We start from the raw sequence: 21,810 nt of genomic DNA, 5'->3' as shown, positions 1-21,810 counted from the left end.
AGGTAATACCGTTTCTCCGTTCCGGCATAAAAGGCAAAAAACTTTAACTTTGTCACAGTTTTTTTGATCTTCACCCTAAAGCAAACGGTTGCAAAGTGATAGAATCCCGCGAATTTTATTTTTAGCCAGATGGATGACACTTATGACTAACATACTTCAAGGCGCTCAAATGCTGTTTGTAGCATTCGGGGCCCTGGTTCTGGTCCCGTTGCTGACCGGACTCGACCCCAATGTTGCACTCTTTGGTGCAGGTATCGGTACCCTTTTATTCCAGCTTATCACCCGTCGCTCTGTTCCTATCTTTCTTGCTTCCTCCTTTGCTTTTATTGCCCCTATCATGTACGGCACCCAAACCTGGGGCATTGCCGGCACCATGGGTGGCCTGATGGCTGCCGGTGTGGTGTATGTCTTTATGGGAGCACTGATTAAGGCCAAAGGCGTCGGTGTTATCCATCGTCTGCTTCCACCTGTGGTGGTTGGCCCTGTAATCATGGTTATTGGTCTGGGTCTGGCTCCGACAGCCGTTAATATGGCGCTGGGGAAAACCGGTGATGGCAGTGCTCAACTGGTTAATGGCGATATCGCATTGTGGATCTCATGTGCTTCACTGATCACCACCATCGCCATCAGTGTATTTGCCAAAGGAATGTTTAAGCTGATCCCTATCTTTGGCGGTATTATCGTCGGTTACACACTCAGCCTGCTGACCGGTATTGTTGATTTTACCCCGGTTGCCGAAGCTGCCTGGCTTTCACTGCCTAACTTTACCTTCCCTGAATTTAACCTGAACGCGATCTTGTTTATGATTCCGGTTGCGATAGCCCCGGCGGTTGAACACGTTGGCGATATGGTGGCCATTTCTCAGGTAACCGGAAAAGATTACCTGAAAAAACCGGGTCTGCACCGCACCATTACCGGTGACGGAATCGCAACCATGGCAGCCGCTATGCTGGGCGCGCCACCAAATACAACCTACAGTGAAGTAACCGGTGCCGTTGTACTTACCCGCGCTTTTAATCCTGTGATCATGACCTGGGCTGCGGTCACCGCGATTGTACTGGCACTGGTCGGTAAATTGGGTGCCATACTGCAAACCATCCCTGTACCAGTCATGGGCGGGATTATGATCCTATTGTTCGGTTCCATTGCAACGGTTGGTCTGAATACCCTGATTAAAAACCATGTTGACCTGCATAAATCCCGCAACCTTGCGATTGTGGCGGTAACACTGGTATTCGGTATTGGCGGTATGGCTTTCGGTATCGGCGGATTCAGCCTGCAGGGCATCAGCCTGTGCGGTATCGTCGCTATCGTTCTGAACTTAATCCTGCCGGAAGAGCTGGGCGAATCACATGTTGTCGATAATGCGCAGATGGAAGAGGAAGCTTAATCCCTGAATTCTGATTAGATACCATCTCACGGTCTTCCATGAGAAGGTATCTTTGAGTTAAAGCCATTTCCAAAACAAGAAAGCCGGTCACTTCAACATGACCGGCTTTCTTATTTATCTGTTCGGATAACTACTTCGTACCGAAGATCTTATCGCCGGCATCACCAAGCCCGGGTACGATATAGCCTTTATCATTCAGCTTCTCATCAATGGCTGCGGTATAAAGCTCCACATCCGGGTGCGCTTTTTCCAGAGCTTCAATCCCTTCCGGAGCCGATACCAGAACCAGAACCTTAATTGCTTTACAGCCTTTCTCTTTCAGCAGATCGATAGTTGCAATCATGGATCCGCCGGTTGCCAGCATAGGGTCAACCACCAGCGCCATACGCTCGTCCATAGCTGAAGCCAATTTATTGAAATAAGGAACCGGCTCCAGAGTCTCTTCATCACGGTAAATACCGACCACACTGATACGGGCACTCGGAATATGTTCCAGGACACCGTCCATCATGCCCAGACCCGCACGCAGGATAGGCACAACCGTCACTTTTTTACCTTTAATTTGATCCACTTCTACCGGACCATTCCAGCCATCGATCATCACTTTTTCAGTTTCAAAATCAGAAGTCGCTTCGTATGTCAGCAGGCTGCCCACTTCTGTTGCTAATTCACGAAAACGTTTTGTGCTAATGTCACCTTCGCGCATTAAACCAATTTTATGTTTAACTAACGGATGCTTCACTTCAACAATTTTCATCTTCTTCTCCGGCTTTTTACAAAATATAAAACCTTGCAAGTATACATGATTTATCCGCACTTTTTGAGCAAAAAACCGAGATTAATTTTCTCACGCAAACGTTTTCCTTTTTCGCCTCCCGCCTGATAGAATAGCGCCCGATTTTCACATCCAAACTTAAAACGAGGATATCCCCGTGAGTGGTAACAACTCTTCTCTTAGCTATAAAGACGCTGGTGTAGATATTGATGCTGGTAATGCTCTGGTAAACAGAATCAAAGGTGTCGTGAAACGTACCCGTCGCCCTGAAGTAATGGGTGGCATCGGTGGTTTCGGCGCGCTTTGCGAACTGCCGACCAAATACAAGGAACCTGTACTTGTTTCAGGTACGGATGGTGTAGGTACCAAGCTTCGTCTGGCTTTGGATATGAAAAAGCATGACACTATCGGTATCGATCTGGTCGCTATGTGTGTTAACGACCTGATCGTTCAGGGTGCCGAACCGCTGTTCTTCCTGGATTACTATGCAACAGGTAAGCTGGATGTGGATACCGCCGCTAATGTGGTTGCCGGTATCGGCGAAGGATGCGTACAGGCAGGATGTGCTCTGATTGGTGGCGAAACCGCAGAAATGCCGGGCATGTACGAAGGTGAAGATTACGATGTGGCCGGGTTCTGTGTCGGTGTGGTTGAAAAATCAGACATCATCGACGGCACTAAAGTTGCAGCTGGTGATGCACTGATCGCCGTTGGTTCCAGCGGTCCGCACTCAAACGGTTACTCACTGATCCGTAAAATTCTGGAAGTCTCTGACGCCGATCTGAATGAAGATCTGCACGGTCGCACTATCGGCGAACAACTGCTTGAGCCAACCCGTATCTATATCAACTCTGCACTGAAAATGATTGCAGCACACGATATCCACGCCATCTCTCATATCACCGGCGGTGGTTTCTGGGAAAACATCCCTCGCGTTCTGCCTGAAGGAACAAAAGCCGTTATCGATGGTAACAGTTGGGAATGGCCGGCTATCTTCACCTGGCTACAGGAAAAAGGTAACGTTGAAACATTCGAAATGTACCGTACTTTTAACTGTGGTGTGGGTCTTATTGTTGCACTGCCGAAAGAACAGGCGGACGCAGCCGTTGCTCTGCTGAAAGCCGAAGGCGAAAATGCCTGGGTTATCGGTGAAATCGCCACAGCCAAAGATGGCGAAGAGCAGGTTGAGATCAACTAAGGGCAGATAATGAATAAGATCGTAGTACTGATTTCAGGGAACGGCAGTAACCTGCAGGCGATTCTCGATAGCTGTGAATCGGCGGTTATACAGGGAACAGTCGCTGCGGTCTTTTCAGATAAACCGGACGCTTTCGGCCTGCAAAGAGCGCATGACGCCAGCGTCCCGGCTATTTTCTCTGACCCGGCTCAATTCAGCTCCAGAGCAGAATTTGATGCCAGCCTGATCACTCAGATTGACCGGTATCAGCCGGATTTAGTGGTTCTGGCAGGCTACATGCGCATTCTGAGTGACGACTTTGTCAACCACTATGCAGGACGAATGCTCAATGTTCATCCGTCTCTGTTGCCTAAATATCCGGGGCTGCATACCCATAAAAAAGCCATTGAAGCAAAAGATAATAAGCACGGAACCAGTGTGCATTTTGTCACTCCGGAGCTGGACGGCGGCCCGGTTGTTTTGCAGGCCAGCGTTCCGGTATTCCCGGATGATACCCCGGAACTATTACAGGAAAGGGTTCAGACTCAGGAACATAAGATCTATCCGCTGACTATTCAGTGGTTTCTGCAAGGTCGTCTGAAGATGGCTAACGGAAAAGCTGTGCTTGATGGGAATATTCTGGGTTCCCGCGGCTACGCCGATGAGTAACAGCAGAAACTGACTCTGCATTCCCACGCGTAAAACATGGGAATGCATCTATCGATTAATGAATGCCCGGTTAATGCCCCACCTTTTCACCAAGATAAAATAGTACACTTTCTCCCGGCTGCATCTTTTGCCATTGTTCATTATCCGTCAGTGGCTGAGTCGCAATCACAGTAACCACATCGTCAGGAGTCGTCTCTTCCTGAAAGTTTACCGTGACATCTTCATCAATCAATGACGCCTGTCCGAACGGTGCCCTGCGGGTGATCCAGTGCAGATTATTGGTACAAAAGGTCATCAGGTATTCACCGTCGCTCAGCAGCATATTAAACACCCCAAGCGCTTTCAGTGTCTGACAGGCGTCGGCAATAAACCCGAATAGCTCAGCCATATTTTCCGGCGGTTCAGGAAAACGCTGTTCCATCTGGCATAACAGCCAGCAGAATGCCAGCTCGCTGTCTGTTTCCCCCACGGGACGGAAACGCCCGGTGTGCAATACCTGGTAATCCGTCAACTGACCGTTATGCGCAAACGTCCAGAAACGTCCCCACAGCTCCCGGGTAAACGGATGAGTATTTTCCAGTTTCACCCCACCGCGGTTTGCCTGACGGATATGACTGATCACGGCCCGGCTTTTGATCGGATAGCTCTGTACCAGTTCAGCAATCTTTGAATTATAACTAGGATTCGGATCCTTAAAGGTACGGAACCCTTTCCCTTCATAAAAGGTGATCCCCCACCCATCCCGGTGTGGCCCTGTTTTTCCTCCGCGCTGCATCAGCCCGGAGAAGCTAAAACAGATATCCGTTGGTACATTAGCACTCATACCAAGCAGTTCACACATGCATTACTTCCTTCTGCTTCTGGTACAAGGGGAATTACTCCGCTTTTGCCATTTCTTTTTCAATCAGTTGAATAACGATATGGATGATTTTGATGTGTATTTCCTGAATACGGTCAGCGTAGCCAAAATGCGGTACCCGTATTTCAATATCAGCCACGCCAGCCATCTTCCCGCCGTCTTTACCGGTCAGCGCTATCGTCTTCATGCCCTTAGCTTTAGCCGCTTCTATCGCTTTCAGAATATTACCGGAATTTCCGGATGTAGACAGTCCCCAGAGAACGTCGCCTGTTGAACCGACCGCTTCCACATAGCGGGAAAAAACATATTCGTAGCCATAATCATTGCTGACACAGGACAGATGGCTCGGATCAGAAATCGCAATCCCCGGATATCCCGGACGTTCGTCACGGTAACGGCCGGTCAGCTCTTCGGCAAAATGCATCGCATCGCAGTGCGAACCGCCATTTCCGCAGGAAAGGACTTTGCCTCCCTGCTTAAAAGACTCCGCAATCATTACCGCAGCCGCTTCAATCTTACGGATATTCTCATCATCACTAAGGAATTTATTCAGTACTTGCGCAGCTTCATTCAGCTCCGAACGGATCAAATCTTGGTACATTCTCGTCTCTCTTCTTGTTTGAGGCTGATAAGTAGGTGTTCACTTCTCCATGTAAAGGAGATGCAGGCAGATTGTGCAGATTCAACCCGCCAGACAGATGCTGACGAGTTTACTCATAAATTCCGTTACTTGTCGATTGCGGAGACTAGTTTTTTGGTGGTGCATCAAGCTGCATTTCCGGCTTGTCTGTTTTTCCCGCCCGTAATTTACCGATAATAAACCACGCCAACAGCCCGAGAAGAATCATTACCACATTACCAATAATGATCATCAACATATTTTTCTCTAATGCTTCCTCTCTTTCGTGACGGAGCCGAGCCAATTCCAGCGCCCGTTTCTGCTCTTCCTGAATGCGATGGTATTCCGCAGTAGATTTTTCTATATCCAGCATCTGCATCACACTGAAACTAGATTCAGGGAGCATCAGCGTTAATCCCCGGTTAGTCGCTGCTTCCGTTGCATAAACCGTCCCCGACCAAATATGTTTACCCGGCGTCTGATCCGCCGGCAGTGTAAAGTCAGCCGTCAGCGAATCTTTATCAGCGGAGCTCTGAGTTATGGTCTGTTCTTCATTCGGATTGGTCTGCTTGATCGTCACCGCAATACTGCCGGGGAGCGTCATACCCGCTTCCCCCGTCACCATCATCCGGTGCTCTTTCTGATCGTCACGAGCCCGCACAAAGGTCACAGTAACCGGAGAGGGATAAACCAGTGTTGTCTGTTCCACCGCGCGCATAAATACACCATTTCCGGAAACCACCCGTGCCCGGTATTTTCCGGGAGCCACATCCAGAGGCACTTCCACGGTAAATACCCCGTCACCGGGGTACTCATCCAGCCCGGTACCGTCATCCGTAAAGGCTCCCAGCATGATAGGATCCGGCTTTAACTCATCCGACAGATTTTCTTCATCTTCCAGATAAGGAATAAAGGCCACCTGAAGTTTGACCCGATCCAGAAAATCCCTTAATACCAGTGGCTTTCCGTCCTGTGTCAGCCTGGCTGTAAATTTAAATCTTTCACTGGCATAAGCACGGCTCGGAAATGAATCGACTTTCAGCTCCAGATTCGACAGCAGGATAATATTATTTTTGGGTGTAACTTTACCAATAGCCTGCCACGGCCCCGGCATCGGATCCGTAATGGAGATGATATCCAGCCCGTTTTCTTCATACCAGGACACATTGTCCGGATAATCTCCGGCGTAGTATTTTTTTCCGTCCGGACGAACCAGAACCACCGCCTTCGATGGCCTTTTCCGGTAGATAACGAACGAGATCTGTTTGATTGTAGGGTCGACACGGAAACGGTTATCAAGCAAGGACATGGCTGACTCTGTTGCAGACAGACTGAACGAGCTGAACAGCATACATAACAGTAATAACACGATCCTTAGCATAGTTTCCTCAATCGGTTCTATCAGGCGAAGACATCATTCACTGACGCCAGAGACAAGTACCACCCTTCTCAACAATATCCAGACGAGACTGGTGTGCTTCTAGTTCATCGGCCGATGCCCGTAAAACCTTTAGCGCTTTTCGCCCGCCGACAACCCGTTTTATGGCTTCAGATCCCGAATCGCTTCCCTCCTGCTGACTGGCATTAAACTGCAGTGAAGTCTGTCCCCCCGTCATTAACAGATAAACGTCAGCCAGAATCTCGGCATCGAGCAATGCCCCGTGGAGCGTCCGGTGAGAGTTATCTATACCGTAACGTTCACACAACACATCCAGATTATTTCTTTTACCGGGAAAAATCTTCTTCGCCATGGCCAGCGTATCGGTAACCTTACAGTACTGTTCGGTTTTACCAATGGCCGGATCCAGCTTTTCAAATTCATAATCCATAAAGCCGGTATCGAAGGGAGCATTGTGTGCCACCAGCTCGGCACCGCGGATAAACTCAAGGAATTCTGCATGTACATCGCGGTATTCCGGTTTGTCGACCAGAAATTCATCAGTAATACCATGAACTTCAATCGCATCCGGCTGGATCTCCCGGTCAGGTTTGATATAGACATGAAAGTGACGACCCGTCAGTTTGCGGTCAATAATTTCCACGGCACCAATCTCGATGATCCTGTGCCCCATATAATGAGGGCCGCCCTCACGGTTCATACCTGTGGTTTCGGTATCGAGTACCACGATACGTTCATGAGAAGAATTGTTTCTGGTATTCATAATGATATCTGTGTCAGACTATGTCGATTCTGCGATTTCAGGTAATAGTATCAGAACATGACAAAACAAGTTGAAATTTTCACTGACGGTTCCTGTTTAGGCAATCCCGGTCCCGGCGGCTACGGCGTTGTGCTGCGTTATAAACAAACAGAAAAGCAGCTGGCAAAAGGGTATACCCTGACCACGAACAACCGCATGGAAATGATGGCTGCCGTTGTCGCCCTGCGCACCCTGAAAGAACCCTGCCATGTCATACTGACCACCGACAGCCAGTATGTCCGTCAGGGAATTACCCAGTGGATCCATAACTGGAAAAAGCGTGGCTGGAAAACTGCCGATAAAAAACCGGTTAAAAATGCTGATCTGTGGCAGGCTCTGGATAAGGAAACAGCCCGGCATCAGGTCGAATGGCACTGGGTAAAAGGCCATGCCGGTCACCGAGAGAATGAAATCTGTGATGAAATCGCCCGTGCGGCCGCAGAAGCGCCTACCGAAGACGATACCGGCTATCAGGGCTGACCGTCCAGAATCACAGCCGATAACCGCCGTATCAGCGGTTATCCTCCGGACAAACCTTATCGCCGCATACCTTGTAGTTGATCCCCAGCGGATAAAAGCGCCGTTTCAGATGCCAGTGGGGTTTGATCGGTTTTAACGGATAAGTACGCTTTCTTGCCACGATAAAGTACAGAGAGCCGAACATCCGCATCCGGTCTCCAATACTGTTTTCCAGCCAGGCTCCCAAAGGCAGCCGGGTCGGAAAAACGGCATAGCGATCCATATGAATGACCTGATAGTTCAGCAGCCCCAACCAATCGCGGATCCGGTTTGGCGTAAACATTCGTCCGCTCCACGGCAGACTCTGTTTATGCCATGGAAGCAGGCTGGAAAGCCCCATGATACTGACGGGGTTAAACCCGGTAATGATCAGATAGCCATCGTCCACCATCACTCTGTCGACCTCACGCAGCAAGCGGTGCGGGTCATTACAGTAATCCAGCAGATGCGCCATCAGAACGCCATCAAAGCTCTTTTCCAGAAACGGCAGATCATAAGGGTCGGCCACCACAGTGCGCAGAGAGTTTCGAGTATCCAGACAAACCTGATGTTGAATATTACACATACAACTGGCAAGCTCACAACTCAGGCCTCCGAGTTTAAGCATGTGGTAACCGAATAACCTCGGGCACCATTCGTCAAGCCGGCTCTGGATAGATTCAGCGACCCACTGACCTTTTTTCAGTTGCTGCCAGGAGTGTGGCTTTTCAAGCTTTCGTGATGTACGTGCGGGTTTCACACCTCACCTCGCTCATAATAATTAAGGAACGAAATATGTTAGTCATCAAAAGCATACCTGCATTCAATGATAATTACATCTGGCTGATTCAAAATAATGATCAGCAAGCTGCCGTTATCGACCCCGGTGAAGCAGCACCGGTGCTGGACTATATCCGCCAACATGGCCTGACTCTGGAAACCGTACTGATCACCCATCATCATGCGGATCATACCGGCGGCATTTCAGAACTGCTGCGCCATAACCCGAAACTGAATATTGTCGGACCGGCAAACGACCCGGTTCCGGCTCTGACTCATTCCGTCTCCGGTGGTGAACAGTTTGAACTGTTCGGTGAGACCTTTGTAGTACTGGATTTACCGGGTCACACTCTCGGCCATATCGGCTATGCCGGAGCAGGAAAGTTATTTTGCGGGGATACCCTGTTTTCTGCCGGATGTGGCCGTATTTTTGAAGGCACTCCGCAGCAGATGTTCGACTCTCTCAGTAAAATAGCGGCGCTGCCGGAAAACACCGACATCTATCCGGCACATGAATATACCACAGCAAACATCACGTTTGCTCTGGCAGTAGAACCGGATAACCACCATCTGCTTGATTACCGGGAGCAGGTCAACCGGCTGCGTGCAGACAATCAGCCCACACTGCCAACCCGCCTCTCTCAGGAAAAACAGGTGAATCCGTTTCTGCGTACAGACGAAGAAAGCATTATCCGCTCTGTGGCAAACCGAACGTTTGACACCTCTTCCATCGCCGTCTTTACTGCTCTGCGTCAATGGAAAGATAATTTTTAAGTGTTATTGACTTGTCACTCATATAGTCGGCAAGTATGATCAACAGCCGTTTTTTTTAAAAGGCCGTATTAATGAAAAAACTCATCGGGTGGATGATGGTTCTGTCACTGGCAGGCTGTCAGATGACTCAGCAGAACCAACCTGTCATTCAGGACACGGAAACTGCGTCGGATACCGAACAGGCAGCCGCAGGCACCGCTCATACAGGCGAAACAGAGAGCACACCAGCGCTCAGTTTACCGGCGGAAACAACGGAACCGACTGCCGATGACATACCTGATCCGGCTGAGCAGGCCGATGTCTGGCAACGGATTGCGATGCAGTTTTCCATCCCGGTTCCGAAACATAGCAAAATAAATTACTACCGGAACTGGTATCTGACCCATCCGGGACATCTGGAAAGTGTGGCACAGCGGGCACAGCCTTTCCTGTATCTTATCGTAGATAAAATAGAACAGAGAGGCCTGCCGCTGGAGCTGGCTCTTCTGCCTGTAGTGGAAAGCTCTTTTGACCCTTTCGCCTATTCACACGGCAGCGCTGCCGGTTTATGGCAGTTTGTACCGGGTACAGGAAAGATGTATGGGCTGAAACAGAACTACTGGTATGACGGTCGACGGGATGTGGCTGCGGCTACCGATGCCGCTCTGGATTACCTGACCTATCTGGGTAACCGTTTCGACGGTAACTGGAATCACGCTATTGCCGCTTATAACAGTGGTGGTGGCCGGGTTTCCCGCGCCATCAGTAAGAACATCCGCCTGAACAAACCAACGGACTTTTTCTCTCTGGATTTACCGGTAGAAACCAGCAGCTATGTGCCGAAACTACTGGCGCTGGCCGATATCATCAGCCATCAGGAAGAATATGGTATCGTTATTCCGGCAATCCCTAACTACCCCGTACTGACAGAGGTGGATCCGCAGGAACAACTTGATCTGGCTATTGCCGCCAAATATGCCGGGATCAGCGTCAAAGAACTACAGAGCTATAACCCGGCCTTTAACCGTTGGGCAACGGATCCTGACGGCCCTTATACGCTGCTGATCCCAACTGAGAAAGCCGGACAGTTTGAGCTTGCTGCACAAGAAAACCGGGGCAAAGGACTGAAACTGATCCGCTACAAAGTAAAATCAGGAGATGCCATCAGCCTGCTGGCAAAAAAATATAAGACCACCGCAGATACTATTCGTCAGGCAAATGGTCTGTCCGGAAATACTATCCGGGCCGGACAGTACCTGATGATCCCGACTTCCACCAAAGACGGCAATATCTATGCTCTCAGCGCCCCTAACCGCCTGGCTAAAACACAAGCCATCAGTCGGGGACAGTATAAACTGACTCATATCGTTAATCAGGGCGACAGCCTGTGGAGTATTGCACAGCAACATAAGGTGTCTCATCAGTCACTGGCGAAATGGAATGGCATGGGCCCGCGTGATACGCTGCGCGTCGGTCAGAAACTGGTTATCTGGAAGAAGGGACGCAATGGTGCCATTATCCGTACCGTTAACTATCAGGTACGCAGCGGTGATTCTATCAGTGCTATCGCCAGCCGGTTTAAGGTCAGCAGTGCCGATATCATCCGCTGGAATAATCTGGGTTCGGATAAATACATCCAGCCGGGACAAAAACTGACACTGTATGTGGATGTCACCAAAGTCAGCGTGTAATCAGCAAACCGTCAGGGCAGGATAACAAAATGTACTGACATGGGATTATGGTCAGAAGCGTCCGTTACGGGCGCTTCTGCTTTTATCGGTGTCAGTCCGCGAAAAAACAGGTGATCCAGTTTATAGCCGGTCAGTATCTCCTCCCGGTTATCCGGATGAAAACTGACTTCATCCAGCCCCAGTTGCTGCATGTGGTGTTGCAGCACGTTCATCCGGTGACTGCTCCAGGAATTAAAATCCCCAGCCACAATCAGTGGCCCGGAATGTCCGGATACTGCTTCACGCAACGCCTCAAGCTGTTCGGAATACTCTTTGACACCCAGAGTAAAGTTCACCGCATGAATATTAATCACAGCCAGTGTCTGACCATCAGAAAGAGAATAGCGCGCATAGAGCGCAGATTTAGGCAGCCGTAACCAGGGCTCTGTTTGAGTATAAGCACACACCCGCTGCGGAGCTGTCCGCGACAGGTTCAGCACCCCGGCACTGACACCAAAAGCATTGAATGCACTGGTATGAGCTGCCTGCCAGTGATTATCCTCTATCCAGGCGGAAAATTCCTCGTTCAGGCTGCCTTCCTGCAACAGCAGCAGTTGTGCATTCCGGCTCAGTCTCTCCAGCGTTTCCTGCCAGCCGGAACGGTTCTCTTTGTAGATATTCCATACCAGCACACTCAGGGTTCCGTGGTTATCCAGTACCGGAGAGAATGTCTGCGAAGAACACTGTCCGCCGGTAGCTTGCCAACGGTGATGAGGGGTGGTGACCATCAGAAACGGGGATTCCGGAATGTCAAAGATAAGCAGAAATAAAAAAGACAAACCGGTAAGCAACAAGAGAAAAGCGCTAAAAAGCTTTTTCATGGAATAGTCCGAGAGGAGAGCGTATTCTTGTTCCCACAGCCCTCTGCGGGAACGAGAAATAAAACGAGATGTGTAATTTAAATCGCGTCTTCGTCTTCTTCGCCGGTGCGGATACGTACCACACGGTCTACATCACAGACAAATATCTTACCGTCACCGATCTTACCTGTCTGGGCAGTTTCGATGATCGTTTCAATACACTGCTCGACGACATCAGCATTCACCACGATTTCAAGTTTTACCTTCGGCAGAAAATCTACCATATATTCTGCGCCACGATACAGTTCCGTGTGGCCCTTCTGACGGCCAAAACCTTTTACTTCAGAAACCGTCATACCGGTAATACCGACTTCAGCCAATGCTTCACGAACATCATCCAGTTTGAATGGTTTAATAATTGCTTCAATTTTTTTCATTGTAATCCTTTAACTCCGGCGATTTATTTCGGTTATGCGGTTATTATTACTGATATCATTCAAATAGCAATCGGCGCTATCCAATTTTGTTTGGGTCACTGGTGTTTTCACTCCCATATCACTTCAACAGCATCACCGGAAAACTCCCGGTCAGTAAATAACCCGGCGACCATGGCCAACCGCTCACCGTACATAATCAGCGGCAGACGCCGGCGTTGCCATCCCGGAATACCATATTCCTGAAACAGCTTTTTCAGTTTCCGGCTATGCGTTCTCTGCTCAGGATGAGCCATCAGACCTTCCGGATTAAACCCTATCCATATGTTTTCTTCCGCCTTAGCCCGGCGAAGACAGAGCCCCTTTCCTGTGATGTTGTCGGTCAGCACAACCGAACCCAAACCATCCGGTAACCTGACCGGGCAGTTTACGCTCAACTCTGCACGCCAGTGGCTAATATCCCGGTATTTATCGATAAAATACAGACAGCCCCGGTAACGGCGGATTTCCCCCTGAGCAAGCTGCAGTCTGGGGTTCGCATCGCCTTGGGCGCAGGCGACTTCCTGCCAGATGAGTGCCAGTTGCTTTCGAGACGGCATCCGGCTACTGCATCGCTCCAGCCACATCCGGATCAACTGATTACGGGCAAGCGCTGTCTGGGCTTGTACTGCCTGAATGTTCAGACCGCCATCCGGTACAACCATGCTATCCAGGCTGTCACTAAGCAATTCCTGCAGCAAAGCTTCCTGTTCGGCACACAGGGCGGCACTGCGGGCTACCGCGCGCTCTATTTCAGGCCAGCGTCCGGTCAGTTGCGGGACAATGCAGTGACGAAGAAAATTCCGGTCATAGCGGGTATCCTGATTACTTTCATCTTCCACCCATTCCAGCCGGTGCTGCTGTGCATAGCGGATAATGGCATCACGACTAACGGACAACAGCGGACGCAATACCCGGCCGGAACCAAAAGCTGCATATTCAGGCATGGATGACAAACCTTTCGGGCCACTGCCACGTTTCAGTGCCAACAGAAAGGTTTCGGTCTGGTCACTTAAATGCTGTCCGGTCAAAAGCAGATCACCGGGCTGCATATATGTCTCAAACACCTGATAGCGCTTGATACGTGCCTCTTCTTCGATACTGCGGCCATTGCTCCGTTCAAGAGTGACTTTTTCAGCCACATAGTCAACCGAACCGGAAAGACTCCACTGCTGACAGAGTGCAGCCCAGTCATCTGCATTGGGACTTAGCCCGTGATGAACGTGTACAACCAAACAGTCAGTGTGGGGATGTTCCTGTCGATACAGGGACAGAAGATGCAACAGAACCCGGGAATCAACACCACCACTCAGGCCGAGCACAATTTTACTCTGCGGCAGGTAGTAACGGTTAAGAAGAGAAGAAAAATGGGGATAGAGCACAAGAACCTCTTTTTCACTCATTCCCGTGCTTTCACACGGGAATGCACACCTGAGGCAAGACGAAAATCAGCAGTAACCGTAATTCATCAGACGCTGATATCGACGTTCCAACATGGATTCAGTATCCAGATAGCCAAGCGCTTCCAGTTGTTTAAGCAGAACCGCTTTCAGGCTGACTGCCATCTGTACCGGATCCCTGTGTGCGCCACCCAGAGGCTCTTCGATAACGTTATCGATCAGCTCCAGCTCTTTCAGACGCGGAGCTGTCAGTCCCATGGCTTCTGCCGCCTGAGGGGCTTTTTCTGAATCACGCCATAGAATAGAAGCACAACCTTCCGGTGAAATAACCGCATAGGTGGAGTACTGCAGCATATTAACATAGTCACCGACACCGATAGCCAGTGCACCGCCGGAACCGCCTTCACCAATCACATTACAGATCACCGGTACTTTCAGTCCGGACATGACCTTAAGGTTACGGGCTATCGCTTCCGACTGGCCGCGCTCTTCCGCCCCCACACCCGGATAAGCACCGGCTGTATCGATAAAAGTAATCACCGGCATATTAAACCGCTCAGCCATCTGCATCAGACGCAGGGCTTTACGGTAACCCTCCGGTTTCGGCATCCCGAAGTTACGTCTTACCTTCTCTTTGGTTTCCCGGCCTTTCTGATGACCAATCACCATAACCGGACGGTTATCCAGACGCGCAATACCACCGACAATAGCTTTGTCATCAGCATAGGCACGATCACCGGCCAGCTCATCAAATTCAGTAAACGCATTCTCGATATAGTCCAGCGTATACGGACGACGCGGATGACGTGCCAGTTGAGCAACCTGCCATGCCCCTAAGTCACTGAAAATTTTCTTCTTCAGTTCCTGACTTTTTTCTTCCAGTTGATGGATTTCTTTATCTAAATCAACGGAAGCACCGCCACCATGACGCGAAACATCACGAAGCGCTTCAATCTTAGCTTCTAGTTCAGCGATTGGTTTTTCAAATTCAAGAAAATTCATGCTCATCTATGAATCCTTAGTTATTCAGTTACGTATTCGCTGCAACTGGATTTTAGTTAAATTCGAGTTCTACCTGATTCTTACCAAGTAGCTGTTTTAATTCATCTAATAACGAATCATTCGGCGTGACCCGCCATTCTGTACCCAGCTCTATTCTGGCCCGGGCATCGTCACGCTGATAATAAATATTGACGGGAACAGTACCTGCCTTATGCGGCTCCAGGATCCGGGCAAACTGTTCAAAAAATACGTCGTCAATTTGTGACTGCATCAGGGATACGGATAATCCGCGTGCGTATTTCTCCCGCGCTTCACCAAGTTCTGAAATTTCGCGGGCGGACATTTTAAAGCCCCCGTTGAAGTCATCAAAGCTGACCTGTCCGGAGATCACCAGTATTTTATCTTTTTCCAGCAGTTCTGCATACTTATCAAGCGCATCAGAGAAAAGCATGACCTCCAGCCGTCCGGATCGGTCATCCAGCGTCATGATGCCGATGCGTGTGCCGCGTTTGGTGGTCATCACCTTAGCGGCTACCACCAAACCCGCTACCGTAACCGACTGATCCCGGCGGGTTGGCGTCACATCTTTTAATCGACAACTGGTAAAGCGTCCGAGTTCCTTCAGATATTCATTTATCGGGTGTCCGGTCAAATAAAGACCCAGCGCCTCACGCTCTCCTTCCAGTCTGACCTTTTCCGTCCACTCAGGTGCTTGTGCGTATGCCTGCTCAACAGCTTCCGGCGCTTCAGTCAACACACCGAACATATCAGCCTGCCCAAAGGCTTCTGCCTGATGGAACTGTCCGGCAGCCTTTACGGCATCATCCACAGACGCCAGCATAGCAGCTCTATGAGGCCCCAGCCTGTCCAGCGCTCCAGCCTGAATCAGTTTCTCGATCACCCGTTTATTGACTTTTTTCAGATCGATACGAGCACAGAAATCAAACAGATCCTTAAAATATCCGCCCTTATTCCGGGCTTCGATAATGCTTTCAATCGGCCCTTCACCCACACCTTTAATGGCACCGATGCCATACACGATGGCACCGGTCTCATCAACGTTAAAGCGGTACAGACCGGAGTTAACATCCGGTGGTAGCACGGTCAGTTTCATACGGAAACACTCGTCCACCAGCCCGACCACCTTCTCGGTGTTATCCATATCTGCAGTCATTACCGCAGCCATAAACTCAGCCGGATAATGTGTCTTCAGCCACAGCGTCTGATAAGAAACCAGCGCATAAGCCGCTGAGTGAGATTTATTGAAACCGTAACCGGCGAACTTTTCTACCAGATCGAAGATCTTCATTGCCAGTTCGCCATCGACGCCGTTTTTGATTGCGCCCTCTTCAAAGACAGCCCGCTGCTTGGCCATCTCTTCCGGTTTTTTCTTACCCATGGCCCGACGCAGCATATCCGCACCACCCAGCGTATACCCTGCCAATATCTGGGCAATCTGCATCACCTGTTCCTGATACAGGATAATGCCATAGGTTGGATCCAGCGTCTCTTTCAGCGATTCATGCTGCCAGGTTTCATCAGGATAGGAGATCGCCTCCCGCCCGTGTTTACGGTCGATAAAGTTATCCACCATCCCGGATTGCAGCGGCCCCGGACGGAACAACGCCACCAGTGCGATAATATCTTCAAAACAGTCGGGTTGCAGACGCTTGATCAGATCCTTCATACCGCGGGATTCCAGCTGGAATACTGCCGTAGTCTCCGAATTCTGTAATACCCGGAAAGAGGCGGAATCATCCAGCGGGATCGACTCAATACGTACCAGAGGTTTACCCTCGCGCTCCATACGCGGGTTAATCAGCCCTAATGCCCAGTCGATAATGGTCAGAGTCCGCAGTCCGAGGAAGTCAAACTTTACCAGTCCGGCGGTTTCTACATCGTTCTTATCAAATTGGGTAACCGGAAAATGCCCTTCTGAATCGCAGTAGATTGGCGCGAAATCGGTGATGGTCGTCGGAGAGATAACCACACCACCGGCATGCTTACCGGCGTTACGTGTCACCCCTTCCAGAATGCGACACATATCGATCAGCTCTTTCACTTCCTCATCGGCTTCATAAATTTCAGGCAGTTGTGGCTCGGCCTTGAATGCTTTTTCCAGCGTCATACCCGGATCAGGCGGAACCAGTTTGGAAATGCGATCCACAAACCCGTACGGATGCCCCAGCACCCGACCGACGTCACGGATAACCGCTTTAGCCGCCATAGTACCAAAAGTAATGATCTGCGATACCGCATCCCGGCCATACATTTCCGCTACGTGATCGATAACCAGATCCCGCTTATCCATACAGAAATCAACGTCAAAATCGGGCATGGATACCCGTTCCGGGTTCAGGAAACGTTCAAACAGCAGATCATATTCCAGCGGATCCAGATCGGTGATTTTCAGCGAGTAGGCCACCAGAGAACCTGCCCCCGAACCACGTCCCGGTCCAACCGGCACATCGTTATCCTTCGACCACTGGATAAATTCCATCACAATAAGAAAGTAGCCGGGAAAGCCCATCTGGTTGATAACGTCCAACTCGATCTTCAGGCGTTCATCATACTCCGGCCTGCGCTGCCTGCGCACTTCCGGATCCGGAAACAGGAACTCCAGACGCTCTTCCAGACCTACCTCTGATTTTTTAATCAGATAATCTTCAATCGCCATACCTTCCGTCGGGAAGTTAGGCAGAAAATATTCTCCCAGCCGTACCGTTACATTACAGCGTTTGGCAATTTCCACACTGTTTTCCAGTGCCTCCGGAATATCGGCGAACAGTTCACACATCTCAGCTTCGGTACGCAGGTACTGCTGCGGGCTGTAGTTCTTTGGCCGACGCGGATCTTCCAGCGTATAGCCGTCATGAATAGCAACCCGGATCTCATGCGCATCAAACTGCTCTGCGGTCAGAAAGACTACATCATTTGTTGCCACAACCGGCAGGTTGCTTTTCTCCGCCTGTTCCAGAGCAAAATGCAGGTAACTCTCTTCATCCGCACGTCCAGTACGGGTCAGTTCAAGATAAAAACAGTCTGGAAAATGTTGCTGATAAAAGCCGATACATTTATCCACCAGAATCTGATTACCTTTCAGCAATGCCTTTCCTACCTCACCACTCTTACCGCCAGAAAGAATAATCAGACCATCACTGTGCTTAATCAGCCACTCTTTATCGATAACCGGCTGATGCTGGACATGACCGCGCTGATACGCTTCGGAGATCAGCAGGGTCAGGTTGTTGTAGCCTGTGTTGTCTGCCGCCAGAATGGTCAGTTTAGTCAGCTCATCGCCGAATTCGGCAGACTGCATAGAAAAATCAGCTCCGACGATGGGTTTAATGCCACAGCCATGAGCCGTGTTGTAGAACTTAACCAGACCACACAGGTTGGTAAAATCGGTCAAAGCCATAGCGGGCATGCCGAGCTCAGCCACTTTCTTAACTAATGGCGGCACCTTGGACAGGCCGTCCACCATAGAGAAATCACTGTGAATGCGTAAATGTATAAACTTGGGATCAGCCATGTTGCAGAATTCTTTTTACCGGCTTAAAACTTTTTCGGTGTTGATCAATGACACCGTGCTCTTCTATCGCTGCGAAGTGGGCTTTGGTCGGATAGCCTTTATGCTGAGCAAAACCGAACTGTGGATACACTTTGTCCAGCTCATCCATCTCCTGATCCCTGACTACCTTAGCCAAAATAGACGCCGCACTGATTTCTGCGACTCTTAAATCGCCTTTAACCACCGCCTCAGCGTCCATAGAAAGCGGCGGCACACGGTTACCATCAATCAGTACAAAATCCGGACGGAGCGTCAGTCCTTCTACTGCACGTTGCATCGCCAGCATAGTGGCGTGCAGAATATTCAGACGGTCGATTTCTTCCGGAGAACAACGGCCAATTGCCCATGCCAGTGCTTTTTCCTGGATCTCAGGGAAGAGTGCCAGACGTTTCTTCTCCGATAATTTTTTCGAATCCGTCAGACCTTCAATCGGATTAGCCGGATCTAAAATCACAGCCGCCGTAACCACATCCCCCACCAGAGGACCCCGTCCGACTTCATCAACTCCGGCAATAAGCCGGTAGCCAGACGGATATTCAAACGGAGGTAATTCTTTAGTCATTCTACTGTCCAATCAGTTTTAAGACGGCCGCTGCCGCCTGTTCATCGGCATTTTTACGCAATTGCTGGTGCATCTGTGTAAACAATGTCTGCATCTCGGAGTTATCACCACTCAACAGACGTTCTGCCTCCCGGGCAAGATTCTCTGCCGTACAGGCTTCCAGCAGAAACTCTTTCACGACTTCCCGACCGGCAAGGATGTTTGGCAACGAAACAAATTCAGTTTTTACCAGACGCTTAGCGATCATTGCCGTCAACCGGTTAACCCGGTAACCAACCACCATAGGACGGTTAACCAGCATGCATTCCAGTGCGACCGTTCCTGATGCCAGTAAAACGGCATCGGATGCCTGAATCACATGACGGGCAGTATCTTCCACCAGAACAAAATGCAGATCGGGTGCGATTTCCTGCCATACCTGAACAAACTGTTCCCGCCGCCTGCGATTAACCAATGCGACGACAAATCCCAGCTCCGGATGCAAATTGTGCAGACGCTGGCAGGTTTCAATAAATGGCCGGGCGAGCATATTCAGTTCCGAACCACGGCTTCCCGGCAACACCGCCAGCCAGCGTTTTTCCGTTTCCAGCCCCAGTAGAATCCTTGCCGCCATTTTATCATTGGTCACCGGTATGGCATCGGCCAGTGTATGACCGATAAATTCGCACGGAACATCAAACCGGTCACAAAAAGTTTTCTCAAACGGCAGAAAAGCCAACACCAGATTGGTGGCTTCTTTGATCTTAAAGATACGTTTCTGCCGCCATGCCCATACAGACGGGCAGACATAGTGGACGGTTCGGATACCAGACTGCTTCAGCGTTTTCTCCAGACGCAGATTAAAATCCGGAGCGTCGATACCGATAAAAACATCCGGCGGATTGTCTTTAAAATAGCGAACCAACTGTGCCTTGACGTTCAGCAGCCGAGGCAGGCGGCCAAGTACTTCCACCAGCCCCATGACAGCCAGTTCATCCATGTCAAACAGAGACACACACCCCAGCGCTTTCATCTTCGGCCCGCCGATACCAACAAATTCAGCATCAGGATACTGTTTGTGAATGGCTTTTATCAGCCCTTCACCCAGGGTATCCCCGGACAGTTCTCCGACAACAATGCCGATTTTCAGAGGACGTTGCATATTTTTTTCATGATCCTCATTGCCACGCTCCGGCGTGGGTATACACATCTGGCTAAGAACAAGTTTCCGACAACAGCTAACGGATAATCCCGCGCTCAGAATTATCCAGGAAGTCCATAAACAACTGCACAGATTGATACTCTGTCGCTTCTTTAGCAATCTCAGCCTTAGCTTCTTCCAGTGTCAGGCCGCTGCGGTAAAGTGCTTTATAAGCACGACGAATCGCCATGATCTCTTTTTTCTCGAATCCACGCCGTTTCAGACCTTCGATATTAATACCGAACGGTACACAGTGGTTACCCTGTCCCATCACATATGGCGGCACATCCTGTACCACAATTGAGCCACCACCCAGCATGCAATGGTCACCGATATGGCAAAACTGGTGAATCGCTGACATACCACCGATAATAGCCTGATCGCCGACTTTTACATGTCCAGCCAGAGTGGCATTATTGGCAAAAATACAACGGTCACCGATAACGCAATCATGTGCAACATGAGCATTGATCATAAACAGGTTATCACTGCCGACTTTCGTTACACCAGCATCCTGAATCGTACCCCGGTGCATAGTCACACTTTCACGTATCGTGTTACGGTCACCAATTTCCAGACGGGTATCTTCACCAGCATATTTCAAATCCTGGCAAGCCTCACCGATGGAAGCAAACTGAAAAATCCGGTTATCTTCACCAATAATCGTCGGTCCTTTTACCACGACATGGGAAAGAAGCTCTGTACCACGACCAATCTTTACCTTGCTCTCAACAAAGCAGAACGGACCGATTTTTACATCGGCACCGATAACCGCGCCGTCTTCAACAATCGCTGTTGGATGAATTTGTGCAGTTGCATGAATCATAATAATCAGAACTCTCGGCGGGCACATTTCAGTTCAGCAGAACAGACAACTTCACCGTCAACTTTTGCTGTGCCGTTAAACAGGGCAATCCCTCTGCGCTCTTTAATAAATTCCACTTCAATAACCAGCTGGTCGCCCGGTACAACCGGCTTACGGAATTTAGCATTATCGATACTTGCAAAATAGTATAGTTCGTTTTCAGTCGGCGCTCCGAAGGTCTTAAATGCCAGCAGACCGGTTGCCTGAGCCATCGCTTCAAGGATCAGTACGCCGGGAAAAATCGGCAACTGGGGAAAATGACCGGTAAACTGAGGTTCATTGACTGAGACATTTTTCAGGCCAACAAGGTATTTTCCTTCTGCATAATCAGTCACACGATCAATCAGCAAAAATGGATAACGATGGGGAAGCAGTTTACGAATTTCAGTTACATTCATCGTTTTCTTTTCAGTAGTCAAAATCATCTTCCTATATTACAAACCAGTTAACTGGCAGGGATTATAAACGAAAAAGACCTGCAAACGGCAGGTCTCTGTTAAGAAAAG

21 protein-coding genes are annotated in these 21,810 nt (G+C 49.7%); 6 read left to right on the top strand and 15 right to left on the bottom strand.

Annotated features, from left to right (window positions below; genetic code table 11):
* Positions 1-142 precede the first annotated feature (142 nt).
* Positions 143-1,390, top strand: coding sequence for a uracil-xanthine permease family protein (locus CSW98_RS10135; protein ID WP_100800364.1), 1,248 nt, complete (start codon positions 143-145; stop codon positions 1,388-1,390).
* 130 nt (positions 1,391-1,520) lie between these two features.
* Here the strand turns inward: CSW98_RS10135 and upp are convergent, their stop codons facing one another.
* Positions 1,521-2,147, bottom strand: a complete 627-nt coding sequence (upp, locus tag CSW98_RS10130; RefSeq protein WP_100800363.1) for a uracil phosphoribosyltransferase — start codon at positions 2,145-2,147, stop codon at positions 1,521-1,523.
* 175 nt (positions 2,148-2,322) lie between these two features.
* Between upp and purM the strand changes: the two genes are divergently transcribed.
* Together purM and purN are read left to right on the top strand one after the other, a co-directional pair.
* Entirely contained in the window at positions 2,323-3,363 is a 1,041-nt protein-coding gene (gene purM / locus CSW98_RS10125; protein ID WP_100800362.1) for a phosphoribosylformylglycinamidine cyclo-ligase, read from the top strand.
* Positions 3,364-3,372: 9 nt separating this feature from the next.
* On the top strand, positions 3,373-4,011 hold the full coding sequence (gene purN, locus CSW98_RS10120; protein WP_100800361.1) for a phosphoribosylglycinamide formyltransferase: 639 nt from the start codon (positions 3,373-3,375) through the stop codon (positions 4,009-4,011).
* Positions 4,012-4,081: 70 nt separating this feature from the next.
* On the opposite strand, the gene CSW98_RS10115 is transcribed toward purN, so the two are convergent.
* The 4 genes from CSW98_RS10115 to dnaQ all read right to left on the bottom strand — a co-directional run bounded on the left by CSW98_RS10115 (position 4,082) and on the right by dnaQ (position 7,651).
* Positions 4,082-4,852 (bottom strand): class II glutamine amidotransferase, encoded by a 771-nt coding sequence (locus tag CSW98_RS10115; protein ID WP_100800360.1) that lies wholly within the window; start codon positions 4,850-4,852, stop codon positions 4,082-4,084.
* A gap of 34 nt (positions 4,853-4,886) precedes the next feature.
* The gene (gene lpcA / locus CSW98_RS10110) at positions 4,887-5,471 is read right to left on the bottom strand and encodes a D-sedoheptulose 7-phosphate isomerase (protein ID WP_100800359.1); all 585 of its coding nucleotides are present in this window, start codon (positions 5,469-5,471) and stop codon (positions 4,887-4,889) included.
* 145 nt (positions 5,472-5,616) lie between these two features.
* A complete protein-coding gene (locus tag CSW98_RS10105) occupies positions 5,617-6,870 on the bottom strand; it encodes a TIGR03503 family protein (RefSeq protein WP_100800358.1) in 1,254 nt (417 codons plus the stop codon).
* A gap of 37 nt (positions 6,871-6,907) precedes the next feature.
* A complete protein-coding gene (gene dnaQ / locus CSW98_RS10100; RefSeq protein ID WP_100800357.1) occupies positions 6,908-7,651 on the bottom strand; it encodes a DNA polymerase III subunit epsilon in 744 nt (247 codons plus the stop codon).
* Positions 7,652-7,708: 57 nt separating this feature from the next.
* Between dnaQ and rnhA the strand changes: the two genes are divergently transcribed.
* Entirely contained in the window at positions 7,709-8,170 is a 462-nt protein-coding gene (gene rnhA / locus CSW98_RS10095; RefSeq protein ID WP_100800356.1) for a ribonuclease HI, read from the top strand.
* Between the two features lie 31 nt (positions 8,171-8,201).
* Here rnhA and CSW98_RS10090 read toward each other — a convergent pair whose 3' ends face one another.
* A complete protein-coding gene (locus tag CSW98_RS10090) occupies positions 8,202-8,948 on the bottom strand; it encodes a class I SAM-dependent methyltransferase (protein WP_100800355.1) in 747 nt (248 codons plus the stop codon).
* Between the two features lie 35 nt (positions 8,949-8,983).
* On the opposite strand from CSW98_RS10090, the gene gloB reads away from it, so the two are divergent.
* Positions 8,984-9,742, top strand: a complete 759-nt coding sequence (gene gloB / locus CSW98_RS10085; RefSeq protein ID WP_100800354.1) for a hydroxyacylglutathione hydrolase — start codon at positions 8,984-8,986, stop codon at positions 9,740-9,742.
* A 71-nt stretch (positions 9,743-9,813) separates the two neighbouring features.
* Positions 9,814-11,412, top strand: coding sequence for a lytic transglycosylase (locus tag CSW98_RS10080; protein ID WP_100800353.1), 1,599 nt, complete (start codon positions 9,814-9,816; stop codon positions 11,410-11,412).
* Between the two features lie 11 nt (positions 11,413-11,423).
* Here the strand turns inward: CSW98_RS10080 and CSW98_RS10075 are convergent, their stop codons facing one another.
* The 9 genes from CSW98_RS10075 to fabZ form a co-directional block, all read right to left on the bottom strand.
* Positions 11,424-12,272 (bottom strand): endonuclease/exonuclease/phosphatase family protein, encoded by an 849-nt coding sequence (locus CSW98_RS10075; protein ID WP_100800352.1) that lies wholly within the window; start codon positions 12,270-12,272, stop codon positions 11,424-11,426.
* Between the two features lie 77 nt (positions 12,273-12,349).
* On the bottom strand, positions 12,350-12,688 hold the full coding sequence (gene glnB / locus CSW98_RS10070) for a nitrogen regulatory protein P-II (protein WP_100800351.1): 339 nt from the start codon (positions 12,686-12,688) through the stop codon (positions 12,350-12,352).
* Positions 12,689-12,795: 107 nt separating this feature from the next.
* Positions 12,796-14,127, bottom strand: coding sequence for a tRNA lysidine(34) synthetase TilS (tilS, locus tag CSW98_RS10065; protein WP_100800350.1), 1,332 nt, complete (start codon positions 14,125-14,127; stop codon positions 12,796-12,798).
* Between the two features lie 45 nt (positions 14,128-14,172).
* A complete protein-coding gene (gene accA, locus CSW98_RS10060) occupies positions 14,173-15,132 on the bottom strand; it encodes an acetyl-CoA carboxylase carboxyl transferase subunit alpha (RefSeq protein ID WP_100800349.1) in 960 nt (319 codons plus the stop codon).
* Between the two features lie 46 nt (positions 15,133-15,178).
* Positions 15,179-18,658 carry a DNA polymerase III subunit alpha gene (gene dnaE / locus CSW98_RS10055; RefSeq protein ID WP_100800348.1) on the bottom strand — a complete coding sequence of 1,160 codons (3,480 nt, stop codon included), beginning with the start codon at positions 18,656-18,658 and terminating at the stop codon, positions 15,179-15,181.
* A complete protein-coding gene (rnhB, locus tag CSW98_RS10050) occupies positions 18,651-19,259 on the bottom strand; it encodes a ribonuclease HII (protein ID WP_100800347.1) in 609 nt (202 codons plus the stop codon). The genes dnaE and rnhB overlap by 8 nt, the downstream gene beginning before the upstream one ends.
* Position 19,260: 1 nt before the next feature.
* Positions 19,261-20,400, bottom strand: a complete 1,140-nt coding sequence (gene lpxB, locus CSW98_RS10045) for a lipid-A-disaccharide synthase (protein WP_100800412.1) — start codon at positions 20,398-20,400, stop codon at positions 19,261-19,263.
* A 76-nt stretch (positions 20,401-20,476) separates the two neighbouring features.
* Complete coding sequence (lpxA, locus tag CSW98_RS10040; RefSeq protein ID WP_100800411.1) at positions 20,477-21,265, bottom strand: acyl-ACP--UDP-N-acetylglucosamine O-acyltransferase; 789 nt, start codon at positions 21,263-21,265, stop codon at positions 20,477-20,479.
* 5 nt (positions 21,266-21,270) lie between these two features.
* Positions 21,271-21,702, bottom strand: a complete 432-nt coding sequence (gene fabZ / locus CSW98_RS10035; protein WP_198517325.1) for a 3-hydroxyacyl-ACP dehydratase FabZ — start codon at positions 21,700-21,702, stop codon at positions 21,271-21,273.
* Positions 21,703-21,810: the final 108 nt, after the last annotated feature.

The sequence above is a fragment of the Vibrio sp. HA2012 genome, from assembly GCF_002812955.1.
In the GTDB taxonomy this organism is placed as follows: Bacteria; Pseudomonadota; Gammaproteobacteria; order Enterobacterales; family Vibrionaceae; genus Vibrio.
This window is presented reverse-complemented; position numbering and strand designations above follow the sequence as displayed.